We start from the raw sequence: 21456 nt of genomic DNA on the forward strand, positions 1-21456 counted from the left end.
CAGGCCGCGTCGAGGTACGGGCACCTGACGGCTCACTGGTCCGGCTCTTCCCGGTCGGCGCGGGAGCCGGGTACCCGCAGGACGTGCGACGCACACTCCCCCTCCTCGGCGACGTCCCCGCAGGAGACGTCGCCGTTCTCGTCGCGCGTCGCGCGTCGCCCGGCGCCCGCACACTGCTCGACGAGCACCGACTCAGCTGGGTCGACGAGGCCGGCAACGCCCGCGTCGCCGCCGGGCCACTCACGGTCGCGGTCGACGCACCCCCGCCGGTCGGGAGGTCTGCACCGGAGGGTGTGCGGTGGACGGATGCGTCCGGGGCGGTCGCCGAGCTCGTGCTGGGCGACGCCGTGCGCATCGGGACGGACTCCCCCGTCGACGCCGGGTCGTCGCTCGCCCGCAGGATCGGCACCACGCCACCGGTCGTCACCCGCGCCCTGCAGGGGTTCGACGCCGAAGGGTGGTGCCGCAGGTCCGGTGCGGCGCGGGGCCCGGGAGCGGTGCGCCACATCACTGATCCCGGCGCCATGCTGAGCGCGTGGGCCGCGTGGTGCACGACCCGTCGACGCACGTCGACCCTCGCACACACGCTCATGCCGGACGTCGACGCGTGGATCCAGGGCCTCGAAGCACAGTGGCCCGCCGGTCGGTGGGCCGTCACCGGTGAGGCCGCCGCCGCACACCGCGCCCCCTTCCTCTCGCGTGTCACCATCGTGGACATCTACCTGGCCCCGGACGCCTACGACGAGCACCTCGACGACCTCCTCGACGCCGCCCGGCTACGACCGGTCGACGCCGGGGGACGGGTGCGCGTCCTGCGCGCGGACCCGTACGTCCTCCGGCTCGTCGACCGCGACGGGTCCGCCCCTCCCCTCGTCCCGGACGTCCGCGTGTACGCCGACCTGCTCCGCACCGGCGTCCGCGGCGAGGAAGCCGCGACCGAGCTCCGCGACCGTCGGATCGGTTTCTGATGCGCACCTCCCGCTCACGCGCGCAGGCAGAACGGGCGCTCGGGCTCCTGCTGGCGCAGATCGACGGACGCCGCAGCGACTTCACGATCGTCGGCGGCCTCACCCCCCGCTCCTGGCACCCGTGGAGGATGCCCCCCACCAAGGCACGGTCGACGTGGACCTCGCCCTCGATCTCGCTCCCGTCTACGACCGGGACGAGCAGGACTTCGGCTGGCTGGAACGCGCCCTCGTCGCGGCGGGCTTCGCCCCGTCGGGCCAGGGTCGGGCGTGGCGCTGGACCATCCGTCAGGACGACGTCGACGTCCACCTGGACGTGCTCTGCGACGTGCTGGACAGCGCGGGCCAGGAGCTCGCCCTGCCCGGCACCCGGGTCGTGACGGCGATGAACCTGCCCGGACCGGCGGCGGCGCTCGGCGACGCGACCGAGCGGCCGCTGCGCATCGGCGTCGTCGACGACGCGACCATCCAGGTCCGCTACGCGGGTCTCGGCGGCTACCTCCTCGCCAAGGCGTCGGCGGTGGTCGGGAGACGGGCACCCAAGGACGCCTACGACCTGGCGTTCGTCGTCCTCCACAACCCCGGCGGTCCGACGGCAGCCGGCACGGCCGCGCGGAAGGCCCTGCCCGCGGACCGCTCGCACGACTTCGCGGCGACGTTCCGCGGGGCCCTGGCACGCCTCCTCGACGTCGACGGCAGCGACCTTCTCTCCTACGCCGAGCAACGCCGGCTCGACGGCGAGACGACAGATCCGCTGCTCATCCGGCAGGACGTCGCGGCGGCCGCCGACGCGTGCCTGACTGCCTTCGATGCGCAGGTCCGAGCCTGACGTCACGGGCTCGGCAACGTGTACCCGTACGTCGTGGGGGTCAGGGTGCCCGCGTCCGGGTCCCACGGGAGCACGCGCAGGTGGCCCGTGCCGGGGACGGCGGCGCCCGCCTCGTCGAGCACCACGCCCGCGAGGACGCCGAGCACGCACGCGTCCGGGTGGGCGCGGGCGTGCTCGACCTCCTCGTCGGTGACCAGCACGTGGTCGGCGGCGGTCTGCGTGCCGGTGGCCGTCAGGTAGCGGGTCTGCTGGCCGCGGGTGGCCACGGCGTCGTACGGCTGGGTGGTGCGCGTGTCCTCGACCTGCCACCCGTCGGCCACGAAGTGCTGCACGAGCCGCTCCCACGCGGCGTCCTCGACGGCCCGGCGCCGCGCGGGCGCCGGCTCACGCCCGCGGCCCGCCCGCACCCGGTCGGCCACCACCGCCGACGTGCGGTGCTCCGCCCACAGCGCCTCCAGGCCCACGAGCGCGTCCGGGCTGATCTGCAGCCCGCTCTCCATCGGCGTCCACACCCCCGCCGGCACCCGCGTCCGCAGCACGTCGAGCGGCAGCACGTCCTCCGCGCCCAGCACCGTGTCCCAGTCCACGAGCGCGTGGTACCGCACCCCGGCGCCGTCCCCGACGGGCAGCACGGCCACCGCCGAGCGGAACACCCCGCTCGCCACCACGCCCCGCGGCCCCGCGCCCTGCCGCAGCAGGAACGCCCGGTCCCCCGGGGCGATCCCCGCCGAGCGGCTGCCCGTCGACCACTGCGCCTTGTACAGCCGGCCGTGCGCCGTCGCCTCCGCCGCCGCGAGCACCCCGCCCTCCGACCACTCCCACCGGTCCGGGTCGTACGTCAGCAGGAACCCCGCCCGCACCGGGCGCCCCGCAGCCCGCGGCGACGGGGGCGCCGGGGCCACCGCGGCCCGCTCCGCCTCGGACGTGTCCAGCACCGCGACCGCGTCGTCGCCCGCCGGCACCGCCGCCCCCAGCAGCGCCAGCGCCACCGGGTGGTCCGCCGCCAGCACCTGCCCCGTCAGCGCCTTCATCGGCGACGTCCCCGCCACGTGCACCTGCGCCCCGTCGAGGCACGCCACCACCTGCACGCACCCCTCGAACGACAGCGTCGCGAACCGCTGCCCCGCGAGCTGCGCGTCGCTCAGCGGCCAGATCCCCCGGTTCGCCTCCCACAGCTCGGCGGCCGAGCGCGCTGGGTCCCAGCCCGTCCACGTCCGCCCCATGGGGTCGACGTCCGCGTCGACGTCCCGCACCGGTGCGAGCGTGAAGTTGATCGCCACCTAGGCATGGTGCTGGACGCACCGCCGGATCCCCCGCAGATCGACGGCGTTTCACCCGCGGACGCCGACGCGATGAGGACTGTGTTGGATGGGGCCGCGGTCACCCTTCTGGTCATTGCAGTTGTGAGTGCAACGGTCTTGCGGTTGCATCTGAACACCAGCCCGCGTCACTGGAGTGATCATGGCGACCTCGGTCGACTCCACCACCCGTCTCTTCGCCGACGCGCGCGAGGTCGACCTCGCGCGCGACGTGCTCGGCACGCTCACCGGCCCCGCCGGCTACCTTTCCGTCGGGCGCGACGACGTCGCCCCCCACCCCGTCCCGCCCGAGGTCGGCCGGCTGATCCAGCAGGTGCTGGAAGCGATCGCGTCCGGATCGACCATCACCGTCTCGGCGGTCCCGAGCGAGGTCACCACGTCCACCGCCGCAGCGATGCTCGGCATCTCCCGGCCGACCCTCATGAAGATGGTCAAGGACGGCACCCTCCCGGCGCACAAGGTCGGCACTCACACCCGCCTGCGCACCGGCGACGTCCACGCCGCCCTCCGCGCCCGCCGCGAGCGCGAGCGCGCCGCCTTCGCCGCACTCCTCAAGCTCGAGGGCGACGACGACGAGTGATCTACGGCACCCGAAAGGCGCTCTGCCCGGCGACCCAGGGGCACGCGGTGGACATCGTGCAGGGCCTCAGCCCTCATCGACGCTTCAGTCCAACGGTGCCGCGTTGACGAGACTCCTCAGGTATGCCCGTGTCTCATCGTCGACGGAGTAGATGACGGTTCCGACCATGCCGCGCGTCAGGAGCACCTTGTAGACGTGGCGCACCAAGCGGTCGAAGGTGGCGTCGTCGACCGCCTTGCGTGACCTGAAGTCCGGGTCGCGGTTGTGGTCGCGCTGCGCGACCCAGCGGTCATCCCGCCACACCAGGTCGGGGCCGAGGATCACGCCGTTCCACGAGTACTCGAAACCCTGTGCGGTGTAGACGCACCCGACCTGGCCGAAGCCGCCGTCCCCCGTCGCCCAGAGCGCCGATGGCGGCGCTCCTCCCACCGCGCGGTCACCCCGCAGGTTCCAAGGTCGCTTCCACTCTCCGATCACGACGTCGTCGACGAGGGTGCCATCGGGGCGGGGATCGCTCCATGGCCAGCAGTACCCGGCAGTCATGCGCGAGTTGAGACCTGCACCAAGCTCCCGCAGCAGCCGCTGCTCGAGTTCCTCGGGCGAGTCGACGACCTCCACCGTGAAGGCGTCCTCGTCCCGCCAGACCACCGGGCCTGCACCGTCAAGTCCGAGGAGACGCACGACCCAGTCCAGGTAAGCCTCGCTGCCACCCGATCGATACTGGCCCTCGAGGTCGATCTTCACGACGGGGATGTCTCGAACCCGTGCATGAGCCTCGATCTCCGCCACCGAGCCCATCTCGCCCGGACGCACCACCTGGAACTGGTCGAGCAGGAACACCGGGACGCGGGCAGCGTCGAAGAGCTCGTCGACCTGGGGGCGCGCCGTGGCGCGCACCTCCTTGCGTGTGTACCGGTTTACGGAGGTGATGCGGAGCCTGTGCGCCTCGTCGAGCACAAGGACGTCCAGGCCGTTCTTGTCGGCGGTCATGAAGCTGTTGAAGTAGGCGAACAGGTTCTTCGTCCGCGAGGAGCCCTTGCCCGCGATCTGGCGCAAGGTCTGCGTGAACGACCGCGATCCCGTCGCATGCATCACGGTGTGCCCCGAGCGCGCCAGCTCGCCCAGCAGCGACAGGGCAATGACGCTCTTGCCACTGCCAGGCCCCCCGGAGATGACCACGGCCGTCTTGCGGTCGGAGTCGCGCGCGCGCTGAACCTCCGCCAGCACCCTCTCGAAGGCGACACGCTGCTCGTCGAGCAGGACGAACTGCTCACGCTCCCGCACCTCGCGCGCCGCGACCGACATCAGCTGGCGTGACGGCGCCACCCGCGACCCGAGCAGGTCGTCGGCGGCGCGGACCCCGGAGTCGGGCGCGAGTCGGGACCGCAGCCACTCGTGGAGGTCCGACCTCCTCTGCCCCGTGAAGACGGGCGACCTCGCGCCCGCCTGCACACGCCGCAGATCGCGCACCGAGTCCTCGGATGCGTTGTGCAGGTATGCGGCGCCGCGGATCGCCTCGTCGTCGTCCGCCAGGACCCGGACGAAGTCGCGGAGGTAGTCGACGTACCCGTCGACCTGAAGCGCCGGGTGCAGGGCCGGGCGGTACGGGGCACCGGGCACGTCGACCAGCGTGTCGCTGTCCTCCCACCGCATCGCAGAGGACCACTGCTTCAGCTCGAGGACGACATAGGAGTGCCGACCGGTACGGGGGTGCACGCCGGCGAGGACGACGTCAGTTCGCTTGCTCGTGAGCGGCAGCCGCGTCTCGAGGAGGACATGTACCGCACCGAGACCTGCCTCCCGCAGGTCGTTGGCGATCAGGGGGATCGAGGCACGCCACGACCGCCTCTCGCCTTCTCCGGTCCGCCCGACGCCTTCAGACCGCAGGAACTGGGCGAGCGCTTCCTCGATGATCGACGGACTTGCGTCCGTCTGCGCGACAAGCTCGGCGGCGCTGCGACGAAGCGCATGCACGTGGACGTCCCCCAGGCAGCACGAATGAACGTGCGGGGGGACATGTCGACGCTGGGCAAGCCGCCGAAGTCCGTCGATCCGCTGACCTAGGAAGGTTACCGCCGCGACGGACGCTGATCACTGACCTGCGGAAAGGGGCACTTCGGCCGGATCGCGGACTGTCCCGCAGGCCGCCGGAATTCACCCGGCGGCCCCTCCCCCGAAGACCGACGACCGGATAGGACTGGTACCCGGACGACGAGGGGGCATCTCGATGGCACGACGGTTCAATCCCGCTCCCGGCTGGCCGACGCCACCCGAGGGATGGGCACCGCCGCGCGGTTGGGCCCCCGACCCGTCATGGCCACCGGCACCCGACGGCTGGGAGCTGTGGCTCGACACGCCGCAGACAGACAGGCGTGGCGTCGTCGTCGCGGCAGGATGCGCCGGTCTCGTTCTTGGCGTGCTCCTCGGCGCGGGCGCCGTCTCAGGAGACGCCCGGGAGGACACAGGGATGGTTCTCGTGGCCGAGAGCGCGGGGAGGTCAGAGCTCGCGCAAGCGCAGGACGAGAGCGTCCGGCTGGCCGCGCAGCTTGACGAGAAGCAGGCTGAGATCGCCGCGCTTGAGGAGGCACTGGAGTCGGCGGAGGAGGCGCTGCTCGACATTGACGCGCGGAGTGCCGAGCTCGACGACCGGCAGGCCGAGCTCGAGAGCGCCGCCGCCGACCTTGACGCGCGGGCTGCAGAGATCGCGACCGCGGAAGCGGCACTCGTCGCGCGATCCGCACAGGTGGATGCGGCGGCAGCCGCGGCCTCGCGCCCGAACGATCCCCCTGCCGCAGGCCCGGTGTACTTCGAGAACTGCGACGCTGCGCGCGCGGCCGGCGCAGCACCTGTCCGCGCAGGCGACCCCGGGTATGCAAGCCACCTCGACCGCGACGACGACGGCGTCGGATGCGAGTGAGCGCGTCGGTGATCGGCCAGCCCGGTACGGCCGCGGAGGAGAGCCTGGCGGGACGGTGGTGACCTCGACGCGCACGACGGACGGGACCGGCGCTTGAGCGGCCCCTCTACCTGGGGTCAGACTGCGGCGAGCGCACGCCCCCTGGCTCGGCGGGCCGCGCGATGTCGCCCATACCGGTGAACCTCCGCGTTCTCATCGTCCACAGATCGGCTCCAGGCTGCTGGGGAGAGGGGCCGAACCGGTACGTTCCCGGCATGCGAGCCGACGGAAGCCGACGACGACCGCGCGCCCTCGTGCCCGCCGCAGCCCTGCTCCTCGGCGCGCTGACCGCCTGCTCCCCCGGCACCGCCATTCCGCCCGCAGCGACCGCCGCCGCGACGACACCAGCACCGACTGAGACGACCAGCCCGACCGCCGAGCCGACTCCGGACGCCACCACCCCGCCCGAGCGCCCCGTGGCGATGGACTCCGCCACCGCCGACGGCGCGGCAGCCGCCGCCACCTACTTCACCAGCCTGACGAACTACGCGTTCACGACGTCAGACTTCGAGGAGTGGGACACCCTTGTGGCGGACGACTGCATCACCTGCAACGCACTGCGAGCCGACGACACCTCGGATGAGGATGGGGCTGGCCTCCTGGAGGTCACCGCGGCGAGCGGGATCGAGATCGACCCTGGACGCTGGTACTCGGCCACGCTCGACGTCTCTCAGGACAACGCCGGCGGCGGAGGGACGGATGAGTTCCGGTTCCTTTACGCGCTGAGCTACGACGATGGCTGGACCATCGAGGCGCTGGACGTCACCGAGCGCGAGCCGTGACGGTAGCCCGCACCCTGCTGGGATTCACCTCGATCGTCGCCCTGATCGCGCTCATGGCGAGTCCAGCGCTCGCTGGACTCCCCGACGTCTCAGGCGTCGTCGGAGAGGACAACCAGTCCGCATACCTGCACGCCCGCGAGTCGGAGGCTGCGTCGAAGCGCAACAGCGCGATCCCCGCTGGCGAGCGGTTGTTCGAGTACATGCGGACCGTGGCGTGCCGTGAGGCAGCGGGGATGTGGGTCATCGGCAACCCCGACGGGACCTGCCCACCAGGGGTCGGCGCTGCCGGAGCCGCCGCCTGCGAGGGGGACTCGATCGTGCTGCCCATGTGGCGGCGCGAGCGCGCGACCCCCGCGTCGGCGTGGGGTAACTGGGTGCAGATCGACGTCGGCGGGTGCGGGGCGGACCTGCTGCCCGAGCTCACCGCCGAGGACTTCCGACGCCTCCCCATCCCCGCGCCGGTGCTCACGCTGCAGCCTGACCGCGGGTGGGTGCTGGTCAACAAGGAGACGGTCGTGATGACCGACCCCACACCGGCGACCCTCACGACGAACCTGCTCGGCTACGACATCCAGGTCCAGGCGACACCGACGACCTACACCTACGACTTCGGCGACGGCACCGCCCCGCTGGTCACCACCAGCCCCGGGCACGCCTGGCCGGACCACGACACGGCCCACGTCTACGGCGCTCCGGGCTCGGTCTCGATCACCCTGACGACCACCTGGTCCGGCCGCTACCTCATCGAAGGCACCACCCAGTGGCGCGACGTCGACGGCACCGCCCAGACCACCACCACCAGCGACCCGTTCACGATCGAGGAGCGCACCAGCCGCCTCGTCGCCGAGCTCTGCTCCGCCACACCACGCCCACCGGACTGCTGACGCCCCGCAGGCGCGCAATCCGCTCGCGCCAGACAGTGCGGGAGCGGCACGCTGCGGCCATGACCGTCACGCCTCGCACCTCGACCCTGCAGCTCCGCCGGCTCACCGCCGGGGACGAGGACCAGGTCCGCGAGGCCGAGCGCGAGCTCGCCGCCGACGGCTTCGAGTTCCTCGCCGGGCACGGGGGCCGACCCTTCGCAGAGCAGCTCGCCGCGCTCGATGCCGAGGCGCGCGGCACCGACCTGCCGGCGGGGCGGGTGCCGGCGACGTTCCTCGTCGGGGTCGTCGACGGCGTCATTGTCGGCCGAGTGAGCGTCCGGCACCGGCTCAACGCGTGGCTCGCGCAGCACGGCGGCCACATCGGGTACGCGGTCCGCCCCGCCTACCGGCGCCAGGGGCACGCGACCGCGCTGCTGCGCGCGGGGCTCGCGCACTGCGCGGACCTGGGCATCGACCGCGCGCTCGTCACCTGCGCCGACACCAACGTGGCGTCGGCCCGCACGATCGAGCGGTGCGGCGGCGTCCTGCAGGACGTGATCGACAGGCACGACAACCGACCCCTCCGCCGCTACCTCGTCCCGACCGCCCTTCTCGCCGTCGGCTCACGGGGCTAGCGTCGGGACCACATGCCGAAACACGACACGACCCGCCTGATCGCCTGGGACCGCGAGCTCCGCGCCGTCCACACCCGGCTCCGCCAGAGCCTGCAGATCGCGCGCGACGCGATCGACGAGGACGGACCCCGGTCCGCGGACCTCCGCCTGTTCTGCACGGGCTTCTGCACCGCGCTCGACGGCCACCACCGCCGCGAGGACGACACGATGTTCCCCGAGATCCTGGCCGCGCGCCACGACCTCGCCGACGTCCTGCGCGAGCTGACCCGCGACCACCACATGCTCGCCCACCTGCTGGGCGAGCTGCAGCGCGCCGTCGACGCCGACCACGACACCGCCACCCTGCACCGTCACCTCGACGGCATCGAGGCCGTGATGGAGACGCACTTCCGGTACGAGGAGAAGCGCCTGCTCGACCCGCTGGCCACCCTCGCCAGCACGCACGACCCGCAGCAGATGCTCGGCCCTCTCGCATAGCGCGACCGATCGCACCTGCGCTCGTCTGGTCAGGTCCCGCTCCTGTGCCGGCGAGCGCCACCGGCGGGACGATGCGCAGGGCTACGATATAAGCATTAGCGGCTGGAGGTCAGGAATGCTTATCAGGGAACCGTGGGCAGACCTGGCCTCGGGTCACGGCATCGTGCTGGCCTCGTCGACCCCCGGGGCGAAGGGCGGGCACGTCCGCCTCAGCGGCGAGACGCTCCCGAGCACGGAGTACGTCGTCCACCGGTTCGGGCGCGCACCGAACCGTCAGGACGTGCTCACCATCCACGCGTCGTGGCACCAGGGCCCGGAAGCGGCGCCCCCTGCACGTGCCCTCATCGTCGCCCCCTCCGCAGGGTCTTCGGCGCTCACCGTGGCGCAGCGCCTCGGCATCTCGATGCTCGTCGTCGACCCGTCCGGCGCCCCCCTCCGGGGAGTGCTGGTCGGCGCGGACGGCTCCATCCACCCGATCGAGACCGCGACCACACGCGTGCCACGACGCCCGAGCGGGCGGGTGCCGTGGGCGACGTTCGAGGCCGCCCTCCAGCTCCTCGCAGCGCCCGCACCGACGCAGGCAGACCTGGCCGCACGCGTCGGTGTGTCGCAGCCGCGGATCGCCCAGGCGATCTCCGGATGGGGCTCCCTCGTGCGCCGGGACCCGTCAGGGTGGCACGCGGAAGACGGCCTCGCCGACTGGCTCGTCGAGCACTACCCCACGTCCCCCCGCGTCACGTTCTCGTGGCTGACGCTGGACGCACCGGTGCCGGCAGCCGAGGCAATCGCCTCGTACCTGGCGTCGCTCCACGTCGACCACGCCGTGACCGGCGACGTCGCGGCCGATCGCCTCGCGCCCTGGGCCCGGCCCCGCACCGTGCGCGTGTGGGCACGATCGATCCCCGACCTCACCCCGCTGGGACTGACCCCCGCGCCGTCAGCGTCCGCCAACGTCGTCATCGCCGTCCCCGCCGACCCGTACACGCTCAGCCGCGCGCGCGAGGTCGCCGGCATGCGCGTCTCGGACCCGTGGCGCGTCTGGCTCGATCTCAAGCAGCACGACGCCACCGACGCGGCCACCCACCTCGCGGCGTCGCTGCGCGAGGAGGCGGCGTCAGCATGAGCCCGCTGGTCCTGAGCTCGATGTCCGCAGCGACGGACGCAGCGTGGCTGGCCGCGGCCGACGTCTCGGCCGTCGCCCACGAACTCGGGGCGGAGTACCGCCTCATCGGGGGCATCGCCATCTCCTTGCTCGTCCACCATCACGGCGTCGGTCCGGGCGTGCCCGACCGCGACACCGCCGACGCGGACATGGGGGTGCTTTTCGAGGTCCTCTCCGACGACCGGCTTCCCGGTGCGCTGCTGGCGCACGGCTACGCGCCGGTGGAGTCGAACCGTTTCCGACGGCGCACCGGCGGTCGCACCCTCGTCATCGATGTCCTCGGGCCATCATGGGAAGTCGGCTGGTCACCAACCAGCGGCACGGATCGCTCTACGTCGACGAGGTGCCGGGGCTCTTGGAGGCCCTCCGCCTCGAACCGACCCTCATCGAGGTGCAGGCGACGCTGACCACAGGTGAGACGACGACGTTCTCCGTCGCACTCCCCGACGTGTGTGCGGCGCTGATCCTCAAGGCCTACGCGTACCGCGGGCGGTTCGCTCCCCGCGATGCGCTGGACGTGTGGCGGCTGCTCGAGACCGCACGCCAGGCCGAGCTCGGCCGCGACGACTGGCCGACCGGGTCGGGCGCCCGTGACGCCGCGCACGTGCTTCACCAGTTCTTCGCCGCGCCCGGCGGACGGGGCGCGATGAGCGCGAGCCCCGACCCCGCCGTGCAGGCACGCGTGCGGGCCCTGGCGCTGGCCGTCGTACCGGCCCCGCTCACCTGACGCGCGCGCCGACGCGTGCCGATCGACGAGCGACGGCATCACGGGCAGACCTCAAGAGTCGCCCGTACCGGTGAACTCCACGCGCTCACCGTCCACAGATCGGCTCCAGGCTGCTGCAGGGCGCGGGCGAACCGGTACGTTCCCGGCATGCGAGCCGACGGAAGCCGACGACGACCGCGCGCCCTCGTGCCCGCCGCAGCCCTGCTCCTCGCCGCGCTCACCGCCTGCTCCCCCAGCACCACGACCCCGCCCGCCGCGACCACCGCGGCGGCGAGCCAGGCGCCGACAGAGACGGCGACGTCGACCGCTGAGCCCTCAGATGCCACCACGGTGGCGCCCGAGCGCCCCGAGGCGATGGCGACGCCCAGCGCGGACGGCGCCGCCGCCGCCGCCAGCTACTTCCTTCAGCTGTACCCGTACCTTCATGCCACCGGCGATCTTGCCGAGTGGAAGGAGATGTCTGCGGACGATTGCCAGTTCTGCAACAACGTCATTAACGACGTCGAGCAGATCTTCGCAGAGGGCAACAGGGGCAGTGGGTCCGAAGTTTCCGTCATAGCTTCCAAGGGCGTGGAGATCAGCGCACAGGACTCCTACTCGGCCACCATTGAACTCACCCAGGGCACCTCATACATCGTTCAAGAGAACGGCGATAGGGAGCCGAGCGGCGAATTCGGCGAGTACTCGATGTACTTTGCTCTGTGGTGGCGTGACGGATGGGTCGTCCGCGAGGTCGACGTGACCCGAGTGGACGGATGACGTCGCACCTGCGTCGGGGCATCGTGGCGGCAAGCCTCTCGCTGGCCGCTCTCCTCGGTGTAGCGACGAGCGCAGCCGGTGGAGAGTTCGAGTCCTACGGCGACGTCTCCGATGACCACCGTGCTGTCTCGCTGCACGTACGGGAGACGGAGGGGGACGCGCGGCGCAATGAGACGATCCCGGCTGGCGAGCGGTTGTTCGAGTACATGCGGACCGTGGCGTGCCGTGAGGCAGCGGGGATGTGGGTCATCGGGAACCCCGACGGGACATGCCCAGCCGGGATCGATGCCGCAGGTCAGGCCGCGTGCGAGGGGGACTCGATCGTGCTGCCCATGTGGCGGCGCGAGCGCGCGACACCTGCCTCGCCGTGGGGGAACTGGGTGCAGATCGACGTCGGCGGGTGCGGGGCCGACCTGCTACCCGAACTCACCGCCGAGGACTTCCGCCGACTCCCCATCCCCGCCCCGGTCCTCACGCTGCAGCCGGACCGGGGATGGGTGCTGGTCAACAAGGAGACGGTCGTGATGACCGACCCCACACCAGCAACCCTGACGACGAACCTGCTCGGCTACGACATCCAGGTCGAAGCCACGCCCACCACCTTCACCTACGACTTCGGCGACGGCACCGCACCGCTCGTGACCACCAGCCCGGGGCACGCCTGGCCCGACCACGACACCGCCCACGTCTACGGCTCCCCCGGCACCACGTCAATCACGCTGACGACCACCTGGTCCGGCCGCTACCTCATCGAGGGCACCACCCAGTGGCGCGACGTCGACGGCACCGCCCAGACCACCACGACCAGCACCCCGTTCACCATCGAGGAACGCACCAGCCGGCTCGTCGCCCAGCTCTGCTCCGCCACACCACGCCCACCGGACTGCTGACGCCCCTGACCTGCGCAGACGCGTTCGCAACCGGGCAGCGTCGACGCTGCGCCCGCTGACATGTCAGCGTTCGACGGTCACGCCGAGAGGCTGGGCGCTGCCAGCGGCGGGGGTAGCGCCGATGAGGCGGTGTGCGAGCAGGGTCGCGCCGGCGACGGCGGCGGGCATGGTCGCGACCGCGCCGCCGGGGACGAGGAAGCACAGCTGGGTGGCGGCGCCGAAGCCGAGTGCCAGCTTGCGGTTCCGGCGCAGGAGGTGGTTGCGGGTGCGGCGGTCGAGGCCGCGGGAGACGAGCGCGCGTGAGGTGAGCTCGTGCGCCAGCACCCACCCGGTGAGCGTCACGCCGGCGACCCAGCCGAGGACGGTGCCGATCAGCGGCAGCACACCGAGGAGGCCGGCGACCAGCGCGACGAGCAGACCGCGCGCGAGCAGCGTGAACCCGTCGACGGCACCCCGCCAGAACCCTGTGTCACCTGCGGGGACGCTCCCGGTGGCGTCGAGCTCGACGGCACGCCAGATGCGGTCGTAGAAGGGCTCGCCGACGGTGAGGGTCAGGGCGGTGAAGGTCACGACGACGAGCACGACGGCCGCGGCGAGCACCACGGCCTGCGCGGCGATCTCGGCGACCCGCTCCCAGAAGGGCGTCCAGTCGTCGGCGAACGGGGTGAGCCAGTCGCCGATCGGCCCGAGGTTGAGCACGAGGGTGCCGACGGCGGCCACGACGAGCAGGCCGACGATCGCGGCGGGGATGAGACCGAGCGCCATGGTGCTGGGCCGCCGCCGCCAGAAGGACCACCCGCCCAGGAGCATCCGGGCGCCGTCGAGGATCTCGTTCATCGCCCGGAGCGTACGACGCCTGTCCGCCGCGCGCCGCCGCAGCGTCCGTGCACCCGCTGGCAGGCACGAGAACCACCGCTGGCACCTCCCGCGCGGCGCCGCCGGGTGCGCTGCCGTCGTGGCTCCAGGGGGCTTCGCCGGGTCGGTCCTCCACTGCGACGAGGGCCCCGCGGCGCGCGCTGACCGGCAGCTTCACCACATCACGCCCCTGACCAGCACCTTTGTTCCACGTGGAACATGGGGCCTGCCGGGGCAGGCGTTACGGTGTCGCGCCGTGGACAGGATCGTGTGGTCGGAAGAGGTCGCGGACCGGGCGGCAGGGGTGCTGCTGGGGCAGGCGTTCGGCGACGCGCTGGGTGCGCCGTACGAGTTCGGACCGCCGCTCGGGGGCGACGAGCCGGTGGACCTCGTGGGCGGCGGCGCCTTCGGGTGGGCGCCGGGCGAGTGGACGGACGACACGCAGATGGCGGTCGCCGTGCTGGAGACCGCCGAGGACGCGGCGCGCGACGGGGTGCGGCTGGTGGACCGGCTCGACGCACTCGTGGGCCGGTGGGTCGACTGGTCGCGGAGCGCGGCCGACGTCGGCGCCCAGACGCGGCGGGTGCTCGACGCGTGCGTGGACGACCCGACGGCGGGGGCGGCCCGCGCGGCGGCCGACGCCCTGCACGAGCGGTTCGGGCGGTCGGGCGGCAACGGGTCGTTGATGCGGACGGCGCCGGTGGCGCTGGCGCACCTTGACGACGTGGACGCGATGGTCGAGGCCGCACGGGCGGTGAGCGCGCTGACGCACCACGACCCGGAGGCGGGTGACGCGTGCGTCCTGTGGTGCGCGGCGATCCGGCACGCGGCGCTCACCGGCGAGGCGGACGTCCGCGTGGGCCTGGCGCTGGTCCCGACCTCCCGACGCCCGGCGTGGGAGGCACGGATCGCGGACGCCGAGCAGCGCGGTCCGGCGTCGTTCGCCGCGAACGGGTGGGTCGTGGAGGCGTTCGGCGCCGCGTGGTCGGCGGTCGTGCGCACGCCCGGGCACGGGCCGGGGTACGTGCGGTCCGCGCTGGAGTGCGCGGTGCGCGGCGGGGCGGACGCCGACACGGTCGCGGCGATCGCCGGCGCGCTGGTGGGGGCACGGTCGGGGGCGACGGCGGTGCGGGCAGCGCTGGGGGCGCCGGTGCACGGGTGGCCCGGGCTCACGGGCGACGACCTCGCCCGCCGCGGGGCGGCGCTGGCGGCCCCGCGCGGCTGACAGGCAGGCGCGCACGACGACCCGGTGCACGCGTGCAGGTCGCACGACGAGCGGGTGCGCGACGGCCGGCGCGTCACACGCACGCGTCGGGGTTCGCGTGCGCGGAGGGCGCCGGCCGTCGGGTCCTGCGGGGGCCTGGCCGCTGCGGGTGGAGCGGTCAGCGACCGCCGAAGAGCTTGCCGAGGAACCCCTGCGCGGGCGCGGCGGCCTGCGGGGCGGACGCGGTGGCACCGTCGTGGCCGCCGCACCACTGGGCGGCCGGCACCTGCGCACGCACCGAGTCGACGTGCTGGCCGCACCCGTCCCAGGTCGTCTTGCCGCAGGTCGCACAGGTCACGGGGTAGCACATGGGGTCCTCCAGGGGTCGTCGCTTGCGTTCACCATACCCCCGGGGGTATGTGCTGTCGAGCGCGAGCACCCCGATGAGTTCGCGCGCCGCCACCGGTCGACCCCGTCAGGGTCGCCCTCCGCGCGGTCCCCCACCAGCCCGTCGCCCCGGAGGAGACCTCGATGGTCCAGCTCAACCCCTATCTCGGCTTCCGCGACACCGCACGCGAGGCCATGACGTTCTACGCCTCCGTGCTGGGCGGCGAGCCCACGTTCCGCACGTTCGGCGACGGGGGGATGTCGACCGACCCGGCCGACGCGGACAAGATCCTGCACTCCGAGCTGCGCCTGCCCGACGGCGGCGTGCTCATGGCCTCGGACGCACCGTCGTCCATGACGGACCTGCCGAGCGAGTCGTCGATCACGGTGTCCCTGAGCGGCGGCCCCGAGGACTCCGAGCGGCTGCACGGGGTGTTCGCACGGCTCGCCGAGGGCGGCACGCACGTGATGCCGCTCGACACGGCCCCGTGGGGCGACGAGTTCGGCATGTGCACCGACCGCTTCGGCACCGGGTGGATGGTGAGCGTGGCAGCCGCGCCGGCCGACTGAGGCGCAGGTCCGGGACCTGCGTCCCGGCCGTGGCGCGGCGGGCGGGTGTTGTGTCGGGAGGCATGCAGCGCAGCGCCCACGGCCCCGTCGTCCGCACCGTCCGCCACGACCCGGCCGACCGGCCGCTCCTCGTCATCTGGGAGGCCACCCGCGCGTGCGCGCTGTCGTGCGTGCACTGCCGGGCCGAGGCTCAGCCGCTGCGGCACCCGCGCGAGCTCACGACGGACGAGGCGACGGACCTCATGGCGCAGGTCGCGTCGTTCGGGCGCCCGTCGCCGATCTTCGTCATCACCGGCGGCGACTGCTTCGAGCGTGAGGACCTCGCCGAGCTGGTGCGCCGCGGCCGCGAGATGGGCCTGGCGGTGGCCGTGTCCCCGTCCGGGACCGCGAAGCTCGACCGGGCGGCGCTCGTGCGGCTGCAGGAGGCCGGCGTCACGGCGATGTCGCTGTCGCTGGACGGCGCGAGCGCGGCCGTGCACGACGGGTTCCGCCGCGTGCCGGGCACGTTCGACCGGACGGTGCAGGCCTGGGCGACGGCGCGCGAGCTGGGGCTGAAGGTGCAGGTCAACTCGACGATGTCGTCACGGACCGTGCACGAGCTGCCCGACCTGGCGGCGCTGGTGCGCGCGCAGGGCGCCATGACGTGGAGCGCGTTCATGCTCGTGCCGATGGGCCGCGGCACGGACCTGGGGGCGCTCAGCGCGCAGCAGGCCGAGGACGTCATGAACTACCTGTACGACCTGGGCCCGCACCTGCCGGTCAAGACGACGGAGGGGCACCACTTCCGCCGCGTCTCGCTGCAGCGCGCCGTGCTGGCCGAGCGGGGCGTGGACCACGTGGCCGCGCTCGGGCTGGGCGAGCTGTACGCCGAGCTGACGGAGCGGACGGCGGCGTTCGGGTGGGGCGAGGGCGACAGGCGGCGGCGACCGCCCGTCAACGTCAACGCCGGGTACGGGTTCGTGTTCGTCTCGCACGTGGGCACCGTGCACCCGTCGGGGTTCCTGCCGGTGGCCGCGGGCGACGTGCGCGAGCAGCCGCTGCCCGACATCTACCGCACGTCCGCGCTGTTCACGGGCCTGCGCGACTCCTCCCGCCTGACGGGCCGGTGCGGGTCGTGCGAGTTCGGGCGGGTGTGCGGCGGCTCGCGGTCACGGGCGTACGCGTCGGGCGGCGACGTCCACGGCGAGGACCCGCTGTGCGGGTACGTGCCGGGGTCGTTCCCGTTCCCCGAGGACGTCGCCCAGCTCCTCTCGGCCTGAGCGCCTCCCGTGCACCTGTAGCGGATGCACGACGATATGTAGTAGACCTGCTACATGGAGACGATGACGCGACCAGCCATCCGCGCCAGCGGCCTGCGCATGTCGTACGGCGGCCGGCGCGTGCTCGACGACCTCGCGCTGACCGTCGGCACGGGCGAGGTCGTCGCGCTCCTCGGCCCCAACGGCGCGGGCAAGACCACCACCGTCGAGATCCTCGAGGGCTTCCGCCGCCGCGACGCCGGCACCGTCGAGGTGCTGGGCACGGACCCGGCGCACGGCGACGAGGCCTGGCGGGCGCGCGTCGGCGTGGTGCTGCAGTCCTGGCGGGACCACAAGCGGTGGCGGGTGCGCGCGCTGCTCGACCAGCTCGGCGCCGCCTACCGCCCGTACGGCGCGACCCGCCCCCGCCCCACCGACGAGCTGCTCGCCCGCGTGGGCCTGGAGTCCGCCGCCGGGCAGCGCGTGGGCACCCTGTCCGGCGGCCAGCGCCGCCGCCTCGACGTCGCCGTCGGCCTCGTCGGGCGCCCCGAGGTGCTGTTCCTCGACGAGCCCACCGCCGGCCTCGACCCCGCCGCCCGCCGCGAGTTCCACGAGCTGCTGCACGAGGTCGTCGACGACGGCGCCACCGTCCTGCTCACCACGCACGACCTCGCCGAGGCCGAGACCGTCGCCGACCGGATCCTGCTGCTCGTCGACGGCCGGCTCGTCGCCGACGGCAGCCCCGAGCAGCTCGCCCGCGACGTCGCCGGCCCGAGCGAGGTGCGCTGGACCGTCGGCGGCGTGCGGCACGTGCACGCCACCACCGACCCCGTCGCGTTCAGCCGGGCGCTGCTCACCGGCCCCGACGACGTCGAGGAGATCGAGGTCCGGCACGCGACGCTCGAGGACGCCTACCTCGCGCTCGTCCACGCGTCCGACCAGGAGGAGCACCGATGAGCACCGCGCACGGCACCGCTCGCCGCACCGCGGCGCCCGCCGTCCGGCTGGGCCTGCGCCGCGGCGTGACCGAGTTCGGGCACATGCTGCGCTCCCCCGAGGACGTCGGCTGGAACGTCGTCATCGGCGTCGCGCTCCTGGTCTACCTCGTCGCCAACCGCGACGTCATGCCCGGCGACGTCGGCGTGAGCATGCCGAACCTCGCGCTCCCCGGGATCCTGGCCTCGGCGATCATGTTCGGCATGACGATGGGACCGGGGTTCGCGCTGGCCACCGAGGTGGAGGACGGGACCGTGCTGCGGCTGCGCGCCACGCCGCACGGCACGGTCACCTACAGCGTCGGGATGCTCGTCGCGCAGGCGCTCGGCGCCGTGCCCATGCTGGTGATCCTGCTCGCCCCCTGGCCGCTGCTGCTGGGTGACCCGATGCACCAGGGACCCGGCGGCTGGCTGGCCCTGGTCGGCTGGCTGCTGCTCGGCACGCTCGCGGTGCTGCCGATCGGCGTCGTGCTGGGTGCGCTGGCCGGGCGCCCGTCCCGGGTCGTGCCGTTCGGCGTCGCCCCGGTGGTGGCGCTGGCCTTCGTCTCGGGGGTGTTCGCGCCGCCCACGTGGCTGCCGGGCTGGGCCCAGGACGTCGTGCAGGTGTTCCCGCTCTACTGGCTGGCGCACGGGATCCGCGGGACGAGCCTGCCCCCGGGCGCGGAGGCGCTGGAGATCGGCGGCACCTGGGAGCCCGGCCTGGCCGTGCTGGTGCTCGGCGCGTGGGCCGTGGCCGGCCTCGTCGTCGCCCCGCTCGTGCTGCGCCGCATCACGTCCCGGCAGAGCGCGTCGTCGCTGGCCGCGCGCCTGCAGGCGCACCTGCAGCGGACGGCCTGAGGGTGGCGCAGACCGGCGGCGAGACCGTCCACAACCGCATCAGCGTGCTGCGCGCGGAGCGCGGGGTCAGCCGGCGCGAGCTCGCCGACGCGCTCGGGGTGCACTACCAGACCGTGGGGTACCTGGAGCGGGGCGAGTACAGCCCGTCGCTGCACCTCGCGCTGCGGATCGCCGCGTTCTTCGACGTGCCCGTCGAGGTCGTGTTCGCGCTGGAGCCGTTCGCGCGGATCGGCGCACCGGCCGAGTGACGTGGCGCGCGCACGTGACGACCACGGTGTCATCGCTCCCGGGACCGTGAGGGTCCGGGAGCACGGCGTCCGCGTCCGAGCACAGAGGTGTCCCCGGTTGGACGCGAGGCTGGGCGACCTGCGGACATACTGCACCTTTGCCACGTCTTGACGGAAGCCCCGGCGGCGATCCGTCACACATGCGTCACAATCGGACGGTCGTCCAGTCAGTGGTCAAGAACTCGTCAGATGAGACCCTTGTCATGGACGGGCGTCCGGTGCAGGATGGGCGCCGTCCTCCAGCGAGGCTGGGCGGCCGGACCAACGGGGACACGAGGGGACCGGTGTGCCACGGCACCCGGCGCAGGACCGCCCGCGCCCCGACGCCGGACGACGGCCCCTCCCTCCCTGCGCGCACCCCGCACGCACGGCGAGGGCCGACGGGGATCTCCCCCGCCGACCCTCGCGCCGATCACCTGCTGCGCCGTCGGCCCCTCACCGGGCCGGGCGCGACCGCCCGGTCAGGCGGCGTCCTCGAAGAGGCGCGCACCCTCGCCGTCCCCGTGCCGCCCCTTGCCGGGCTTCCACGGCTTGCCGTGGCCGCCCTGGTCGCCCGGGCCGGAGACGCCGTTGATCGCCGACGTGTCCTGCGCCAGGCTCGCCGTCGCGAACCCGACGGCCTTGGCCATGATGCCGAGCGCGGTCCGGTCGACGTTCGCCAGGTCGTCCTCGGGCGTGTGGTAGTTCGGGTCGTACGGGATGCCCGCGGTGCCGCCGAACAGCGCCACCTCCTCCTCCGTCTTGGACCCGTCCGCGCCCGTGAACAGGCCGGACGCGGGCACGCCGTTGACGATGAACGCCTGGTAGTCGGAGCGGCCCGAGAACTGCGAGTCGACCCACGGCTGGTCGATGCTGTCGAACCAGCCGGTGAAGACCTCCTCCGTGGCCACCGACCCGTCGGGCACCGGGACGGGCGCCGGGTAGGTCGACTCGTCCGCGTCGTACACGCCGATGACGTAGTTCGGCGAGCCGACCATGTCGAAGTTCAGGTACGTCGCGATGCGGTCGAGCTCCCCCTCCTGCGTCGCGAGCTCCTCGACGTACGCGGTCGAGCCGATGAGGCCGAGCTCCTCGGCGCCCCACCACGCGAACCGCACGGTGTTGTTGAGCTTCTTCTGCTTGGCCAGCTGCACGGCGACCTCGAGCACCACCGCGGAGCCGGTGCCGTTGTCGTTGATGCCCGCACCGTCCTCGACGCTGTCGAGGTGCGCGCCGAGCATGACGACGTTGTCGTCGCGGCCCTTGCGGGTCTCGGCGATGACGTTGAAGCTCTCCGCGGTCTCGGTCCGGAAGCGCGTGTCGAGGGTGACCTCGACGGGCCCGGCGGCGGCCGCGGCGACGATCGCCTGGCCGTCGGCCTGCGTGGCCCCCGCGACCGGGACGGTCACGAGCCCCTCGGCGCCGAGCGTGCCGAAGAGCATGCCCGTGGTGTTGTTGTAGACGACCACGCCGACCGCGCCGGCGGCCTCCGCGACGGTGGCCTTGGTGGCGAAGGGGCACGTGCCGCGGCTGACCACGGCGATCGTCCCCGCCACGTCGACGCCGGCCCACGCCTCCGGGGCGCAGCCGAGCGGGTCAGCCGGCACCGACACCGGTGCGGTCACGCCGCCCTCGGCGGTGCTGGGGGCGAACTCCATCTGGTCGACCTCGTAGGTCGCGCCGCCGGTCACCGTCAGCGAGGCGGCCTCGACGATCTCCTGGTCGAACGTGAACGGGTCGCGGGTGGTGGTGTACCCCGCCTTGCGCAAGGTGCGCTCCACGTACCGCGCGCTGTCCTCGTACCCGCTGGTCAGCGCCGCGCGGTTGCCGTCGTTGCGCTCGGCGACCCGCTCGAACGCCTCCAGGTGCCTCATGACCGCGCGGGTGCTGATCTGCTGGGCGAACCTCTCCGGCGACGTGCCGCCGCCTCGGCCGTGCGCGAGCGCGGGCGGCGCGGCGATCGCGCCCATCCCGAGCGCGAGCGCGACGACGCCCGCGAGGGTGGTGGTGCGTCGAGCTGACACGGTGGTGCCCCCTTCTCCACGGTGGGCCGCGACGTCGCTGCCGCGGCCGCCCCCGGCCTCACCCGGGACGCGGGTTCACCGTAGGCTCACGGGCGGCTCACAGTCACCACATGGGATGACATCGCGGTTACATCCA

General features: G+C 73.3%; 24 protein-coding genes. 19 read left to right on the forward strand and 5 right to left on the reverse strand.

Annotation, left to right across the window (positions count from 1 at the left end; all coding sequences use genetic code 11):
• Positions 1 to 83 precede the first annotated feature (83 nt).
• Together FBY24_RS05550 and FBY24_RS05555 are read left to right on the forward strand one after the other, a co-directional pair.
• Positions 84 to 968 carry a type IV toxin-antitoxin system AbiEi family antitoxin gene (locus FBY24_RS05550; RefSeq protein ID WP_160158439.1) on the forward strand — a complete coding sequence of 295 codons (885 nt, stop codon included), beginning with the start codon at positions 84 to 86 and terminating at the stop codon, positions 966 to 968.
• A gap of 154 nt (positions 969 to 1122) precedes the next feature.
• Positions 1123 to 1794: a hypothetical protein gene (locus FBY24_RS05555; protein WP_142158786.1), complete on the forward strand. Its 672-nt coding sequence runs from the start codon at positions 1123 to 1125 to the stop codon at positions 1792 to 1794.
• Positions 1795 to 1796: 2 nt separating this feature from the next.
• On the opposite strand, the gene FBY24_RS05560 is transcribed toward FBY24_RS05555, so the two are convergent.
• Positions 1797 to 3074 (reverse strand): hypothetical protein, encoded by a 1278-nt coding sequence (locus FBY24_RS05560; RefSeq protein ID WP_142158788.1) that lies wholly within the window; start codon positions 3072 to 3074, stop codon positions 1797 to 1799.
• A gap of 181 nt (positions 3075 to 3255) precedes the next feature.
• Between FBY24_RS05560 and FBY24_RS05565 the strand changes: the two genes are divergently transcribed.
• On the forward strand, positions 3256 to 3693 hold the full coding sequence (locus FBY24_RS05565) for a helix-turn-helix domain-containing protein (RefSeq protein WP_174243468.1): 438 nt from the start codon (positions 3256 to 3258) through the stop codon (positions 3691 to 3693).
• An 84-nt stretch (positions 3694 to 3777) separates the two neighbouring features.
• Here FBY24_RS05565 and FBY24_RS05570 read toward each other — a convergent pair whose 3' ends face one another.
• Positions 3778 to 5667, reverse strand: coding sequence for a DUF2075 domain-containing protein (locus FBY24_RS05570; protein WP_142158789.1), 1890 nt, complete (start codon positions 5665 to 5667; stop codon positions 3778 to 3780).
• Between the two features lie 493 nt (positions 5668 to 6160).
• Between FBY24_RS05570 and FBY24_RS19390 the strand changes: the two genes are divergently transcribed.
• From FBY24_RS19390 to FBY24_RS05620, 10 genes are all read left to right on the forward strand, one after another.
• Positions 6161 to 6610, forward strand: coding sequence for an excalibur calcium-binding domain-containing protein (locus FBY24_RS19390; protein WP_255432242.1), 450 nt, complete (start codon positions 6161 to 6163; stop codon positions 6608 to 6610).
• A gap of 254 nt (positions 6611 to 6864) precedes the next feature.
• Positions 6865 to 7431, forward strand: a complete 567-nt coding sequence (locus tag FBY24_RS05580; protein WP_142158791.1) for a DUF6318 family protein — start codon at positions 6865 to 6867, stop codon at positions 7429 to 7431.
• Complete coding sequence (locus FBY24_RS05585) at positions 7428 to 8315, forward strand: PKD domain-containing protein (protein ID WP_255432243.1); 888 nt, start codon at positions 7428 to 7430, stop codon at positions 8313 to 8315. Before FBY24_RS05580 ends, FBY24_RS05585 begins: the two co-directional genes overlap by 4 nt.
• A 59-nt stretch (positions 8316 to 8374) precedes the next feature.
• The gene (locus FBY24_RS05590) at positions 8375 to 8929 is read left to right on the forward strand and encodes a GNAT family N-acetyltransferase (protein ID WP_142158793.1); all 555 of its coding nucleotides are present in this window, start codon (positions 8375 to 8377) and stop codon (positions 8927 to 8929) included.
• Between the two features lie 12 nt (positions 8930 to 8941).
• Complete coding sequence (locus tag FBY24_RS05595) at positions 8942 to 9406, forward strand: hemerythrin domain-containing protein (RefSeq protein ID WP_142158795.1); 465 nt, start codon at positions 8942 to 8944, stop codon at positions 9404 to 9406.
• A gap of 115 nt (positions 9407 to 9521) precedes the next feature.
• Positions 9522 to 10529 (forward strand): hypothetical protein, encoded by a 1008-nt coding sequence (locus FBY24_RS05600; RefSeq protein WP_142158797.1) that lies wholly within the window; start codon positions 9522 to 9524, stop codon positions 10527 to 10529.
• Positions 10526 to 10975: a hypothetical protein gene (locus FBY24_RS05605; RefSeq protein WP_142158799.1), complete on the forward strand. Its 450-nt coding sequence runs from the start codon at positions 10526 to 10528 to the stop codon at positions 10973 to 10975. Before FBY24_RS05600 ends, FBY24_RS05605 begins: the two co-directional genes overlap by 4 nt.
• Positions 10960 to 11295 (forward strand): hypothetical protein, encoded by a 336-nt coding sequence (locus FBY24_RS05610; RefSeq protein WP_142158801.1) that lies wholly within the window; start codon positions 10960 to 10962, stop codon positions 11293 to 11295. The genes FBY24_RS05605 and FBY24_RS05610 overlap by 16 nt, the downstream gene beginning before the upstream one ends.
• 147 nt (positions 11296 to 11442) lie before the next feature.
• Positions 11443 to 12054, forward strand: a complete 612-nt coding sequence (locus FBY24_RS05615) for a DUF6318 family protein (RefSeq protein ID WP_142158803.1) — start codon at positions 11443 to 11445, stop codon at positions 12052 to 12054.
• Entirely contained in the window at positions 12051 to 12944 is an 894-nt protein-coding gene (locus tag FBY24_RS05620; RefSeq protein ID WP_255432244.1) for a hypothetical protein, read from the forward strand. The genes FBY24_RS05615 and FBY24_RS05620 overlap by 4 nt, the downstream gene beginning before the upstream one ends.
• A 63-nt stretch (positions 12945 to 13007) precedes the next feature.
• On the opposite strand, the gene FBY24_RS05625 is transcribed toward FBY24_RS05620, so the two are convergent.
• A complete protein-coding gene (locus FBY24_RS05625; protein ID WP_142158805.1) occupies positions 13008 to 13781 on the reverse strand; it encodes an EI24 domain-containing protein in 774 nt (257 codons plus the stop codon).
• Positions 13782 to 14055: 274 nt separating this feature from the next.
• Between FBY24_RS05625 and FBY24_RS05630 the strand changes: the two genes are divergently transcribed.
• Positions 14056 to 15024 (forward strand): ADP-ribosylglycohydrolase family protein, encoded by a 969-nt coding sequence (locus FBY24_RS05630; RefSeq protein WP_255432245.1) that lies wholly within the window; start codon positions 14056 to 14058, stop codon positions 15022 to 15024.
• Between the two features lie 157 nt (positions 15025 to 15181).
• Here FBY24_RS05630 and FBY24_RS05635 read toward each other — a convergent pair whose 3' ends face one another.
• Complete coding sequence (locus FBY24_RS05635) at positions 15182 to 15361, reverse strand: hypothetical protein (RefSeq protein WP_370510971.1); 180 nt, start codon at positions 15359 to 15361, stop codon at positions 15182 to 15184.
• 173 nt (positions 15362 to 15534) lie between these two features.
• On the opposite strand from FBY24_RS05635, the gene FBY24_RS05640 reads away from it, so the two are divergent.
• The 5 genes from FBY24_RS05640 to FBY24_RS05660 all read left to right on the forward strand — a co-directional run bounded on the left by FBY24_RS05640 (position 15535) and on the right by FBY24_RS05660 (position 19278).
• Complete coding sequence (locus FBY24_RS05640) at positions 15535 to 15960, forward strand: VOC family protein (protein WP_142158810.1); 426 nt, start codon at positions 15535 to 15537, stop codon at positions 15958 to 15960.
• A gap of 62 nt (positions 15961 to 16022) precedes the next feature.
• Complete coding sequence (locus tag FBY24_RS05645) at positions 16023 to 17219, forward strand: TIGR04053 family radical SAM/SPASM domain-containing protein (protein ID WP_142158813.1); 1197 nt, start codon at positions 16023 to 16025, stop codon at positions 17217 to 17219.
• Positions 17220 to 17282: 63 nt separating this feature from the next.
• A complete protein-coding gene (locus tag FBY24_RS05650) occupies positions 17283 to 18155 on the forward strand; it encodes an ABC transporter ATP-binding protein (protein WP_255432246.1) in 873 nt (290 codons plus the stop codon).
• Positions 18152 to 19030, forward strand: coding sequence for an ABC transporter permease (locus tag FBY24_RS05655; protein WP_142158815.1), 879 nt, complete (start codon positions 18152 to 18154; stop codon positions 19028 to 19030). The genes FBY24_RS05650 and FBY24_RS05655 overlap by 4 nt, the downstream gene beginning before the upstream one ends.
• 2 nt (positions 19031 to 19032) lie before the next feature.
• The gene (locus tag FBY24_RS05660) at positions 19033 to 19278 is read left to right on the forward strand and encodes a helix-turn-helix transcriptional regulator (RefSeq protein ID WP_142158817.1); all 246 of its coding nucleotides are present in this window, start codon (positions 19033 to 19035) and stop codon (positions 19276 to 19278) included.
• Between the two features lie 500 nt (positions 19279 to 19778).
• Here the strand turns inward: FBY24_RS05660 and FBY24_RS05665 are convergent, their stop codons facing one another.
• A complete protein-coding gene (locus tag FBY24_RS05665; RefSeq protein ID WP_255432247.1) occupies positions 19779 to 21320 on the reverse strand; it encodes a M20/M25/M40 family metallo-hydrolase in 1542 nt (513 codons plus the stop codon).
• Positions 21321 to 21456 lie beyond the last annotated feature (136 nt).

Origin of the sequence: Cellulomonas sp. SLBN-39 (assembly GCF_006715865.1) — a bacterium.
Classification (GTDB): Bacteria; Actinomycetota; Actinomycetes; order Actinomycetales; family Cellulomonadaceae; genus Cellulomonas.

Excerpts from the sequence above, each read along its gene's own strand:
- FBY24_RS05590 (WP_142158793.1), top strand. The coding sequence starts at position 8,375 with ATGACCGTCACGCCTCGCACCTCGACCCTGCAGCTCCGCCGGCTCACC.
- FBY24_RS05645 (WP_142158813.1), top strand. The coding sequence starts at position 16,023 with ATGCAGCGCAGCGCCCACGGCCCCGTCGTCCGCACCGTCCGCCACGAC.
- FBY24_RS05605 (WP_142158799.1), top strand. The coding sequence starts at position 10,526 with ATGAGCCCGCTGGTCCTGAGCTCGATGTCCGCAGCGACGGACGCAGCG.
- FBY24_RS05640 (WP_142158810.1), top strand. The coding sequence starts at position 15,535 with ATGGTCCAGCTCAACCCCTATCTCGGCTTCCGCGACACCGCACGCGAG.
- FBY24_RS05565 (WP_174243468.1), top strand. The coding sequence starts at position 3,256 with ATGGCGACCTCGGTCGACTCCACCACCCGTCTCTTCGCCGACGCGCGC.
- FBY24_RS05625 (WP_142158805.1), bottom strand. The coding sequence starts at position 13,781 with ATGAACGAGATCCTCGACGGCGCCCGGATGCTCCTGGGCGGGTGGTCC.
- FBY24_RS19390 (WP_255432242.1), top strand. The coding sequence starts at position 6,161 with ATGGTTCTCGTGGCCGAGAGCGCGGGGAGGTCAGAGCTCGCGCAAGCG.
- FBY24_RS05580 (WP_142158791.1), top strand. The coding sequence starts at position 6,865 with ATGCGAGCCGACGGAAGCCGACGACGACCGCGCGCCCTCGTGCCCGCC.
- FBY24_RS05600 (WP_142158797.1), top strand. The coding sequence starts at position 9,522 with ATGCTTATCAGGGAACCGTGGGCAGACCTGGCCTCGGGTCACGGCATC.
- FBY24_RS05650 (WP_255432246.1), top strand. The coding sequence starts at position 17,283 with ATGACGCGACCAGCCATCCGCGCCAGCGGCCTGCGCATGTCGTACGGC.
- FBY24_RS05615 (WP_142158803.1), top strand. The coding sequence starts at position 11,443 with ATGCGAGCCGACGGAAGCCGACGACGACCGCGCGCCCTCGTGCCCGCC.
- FBY24_RS05595 (WP_142158795.1), top strand. The coding sequence starts at position 8,942 with ATGCCGAAACACGACACGACCCGCCTGATCGCCTGGGACCGCGAGCTC.
- FBY24_RS05620 (WP_255432244.1), top strand. The coding sequence starts at position 12,051 with ATGACGTCGCACCTGCGTCGGGGCATCGTGGCGGCAAGCCTCTCGCTG.
- FBY24_RS05655 (WP_142158815.1), top strand. The coding sequence starts at position 18,152 with ATGAGCACCGCGCACGGCACCGCTCGCCGCACCGCGGCGCCCGCCGTC.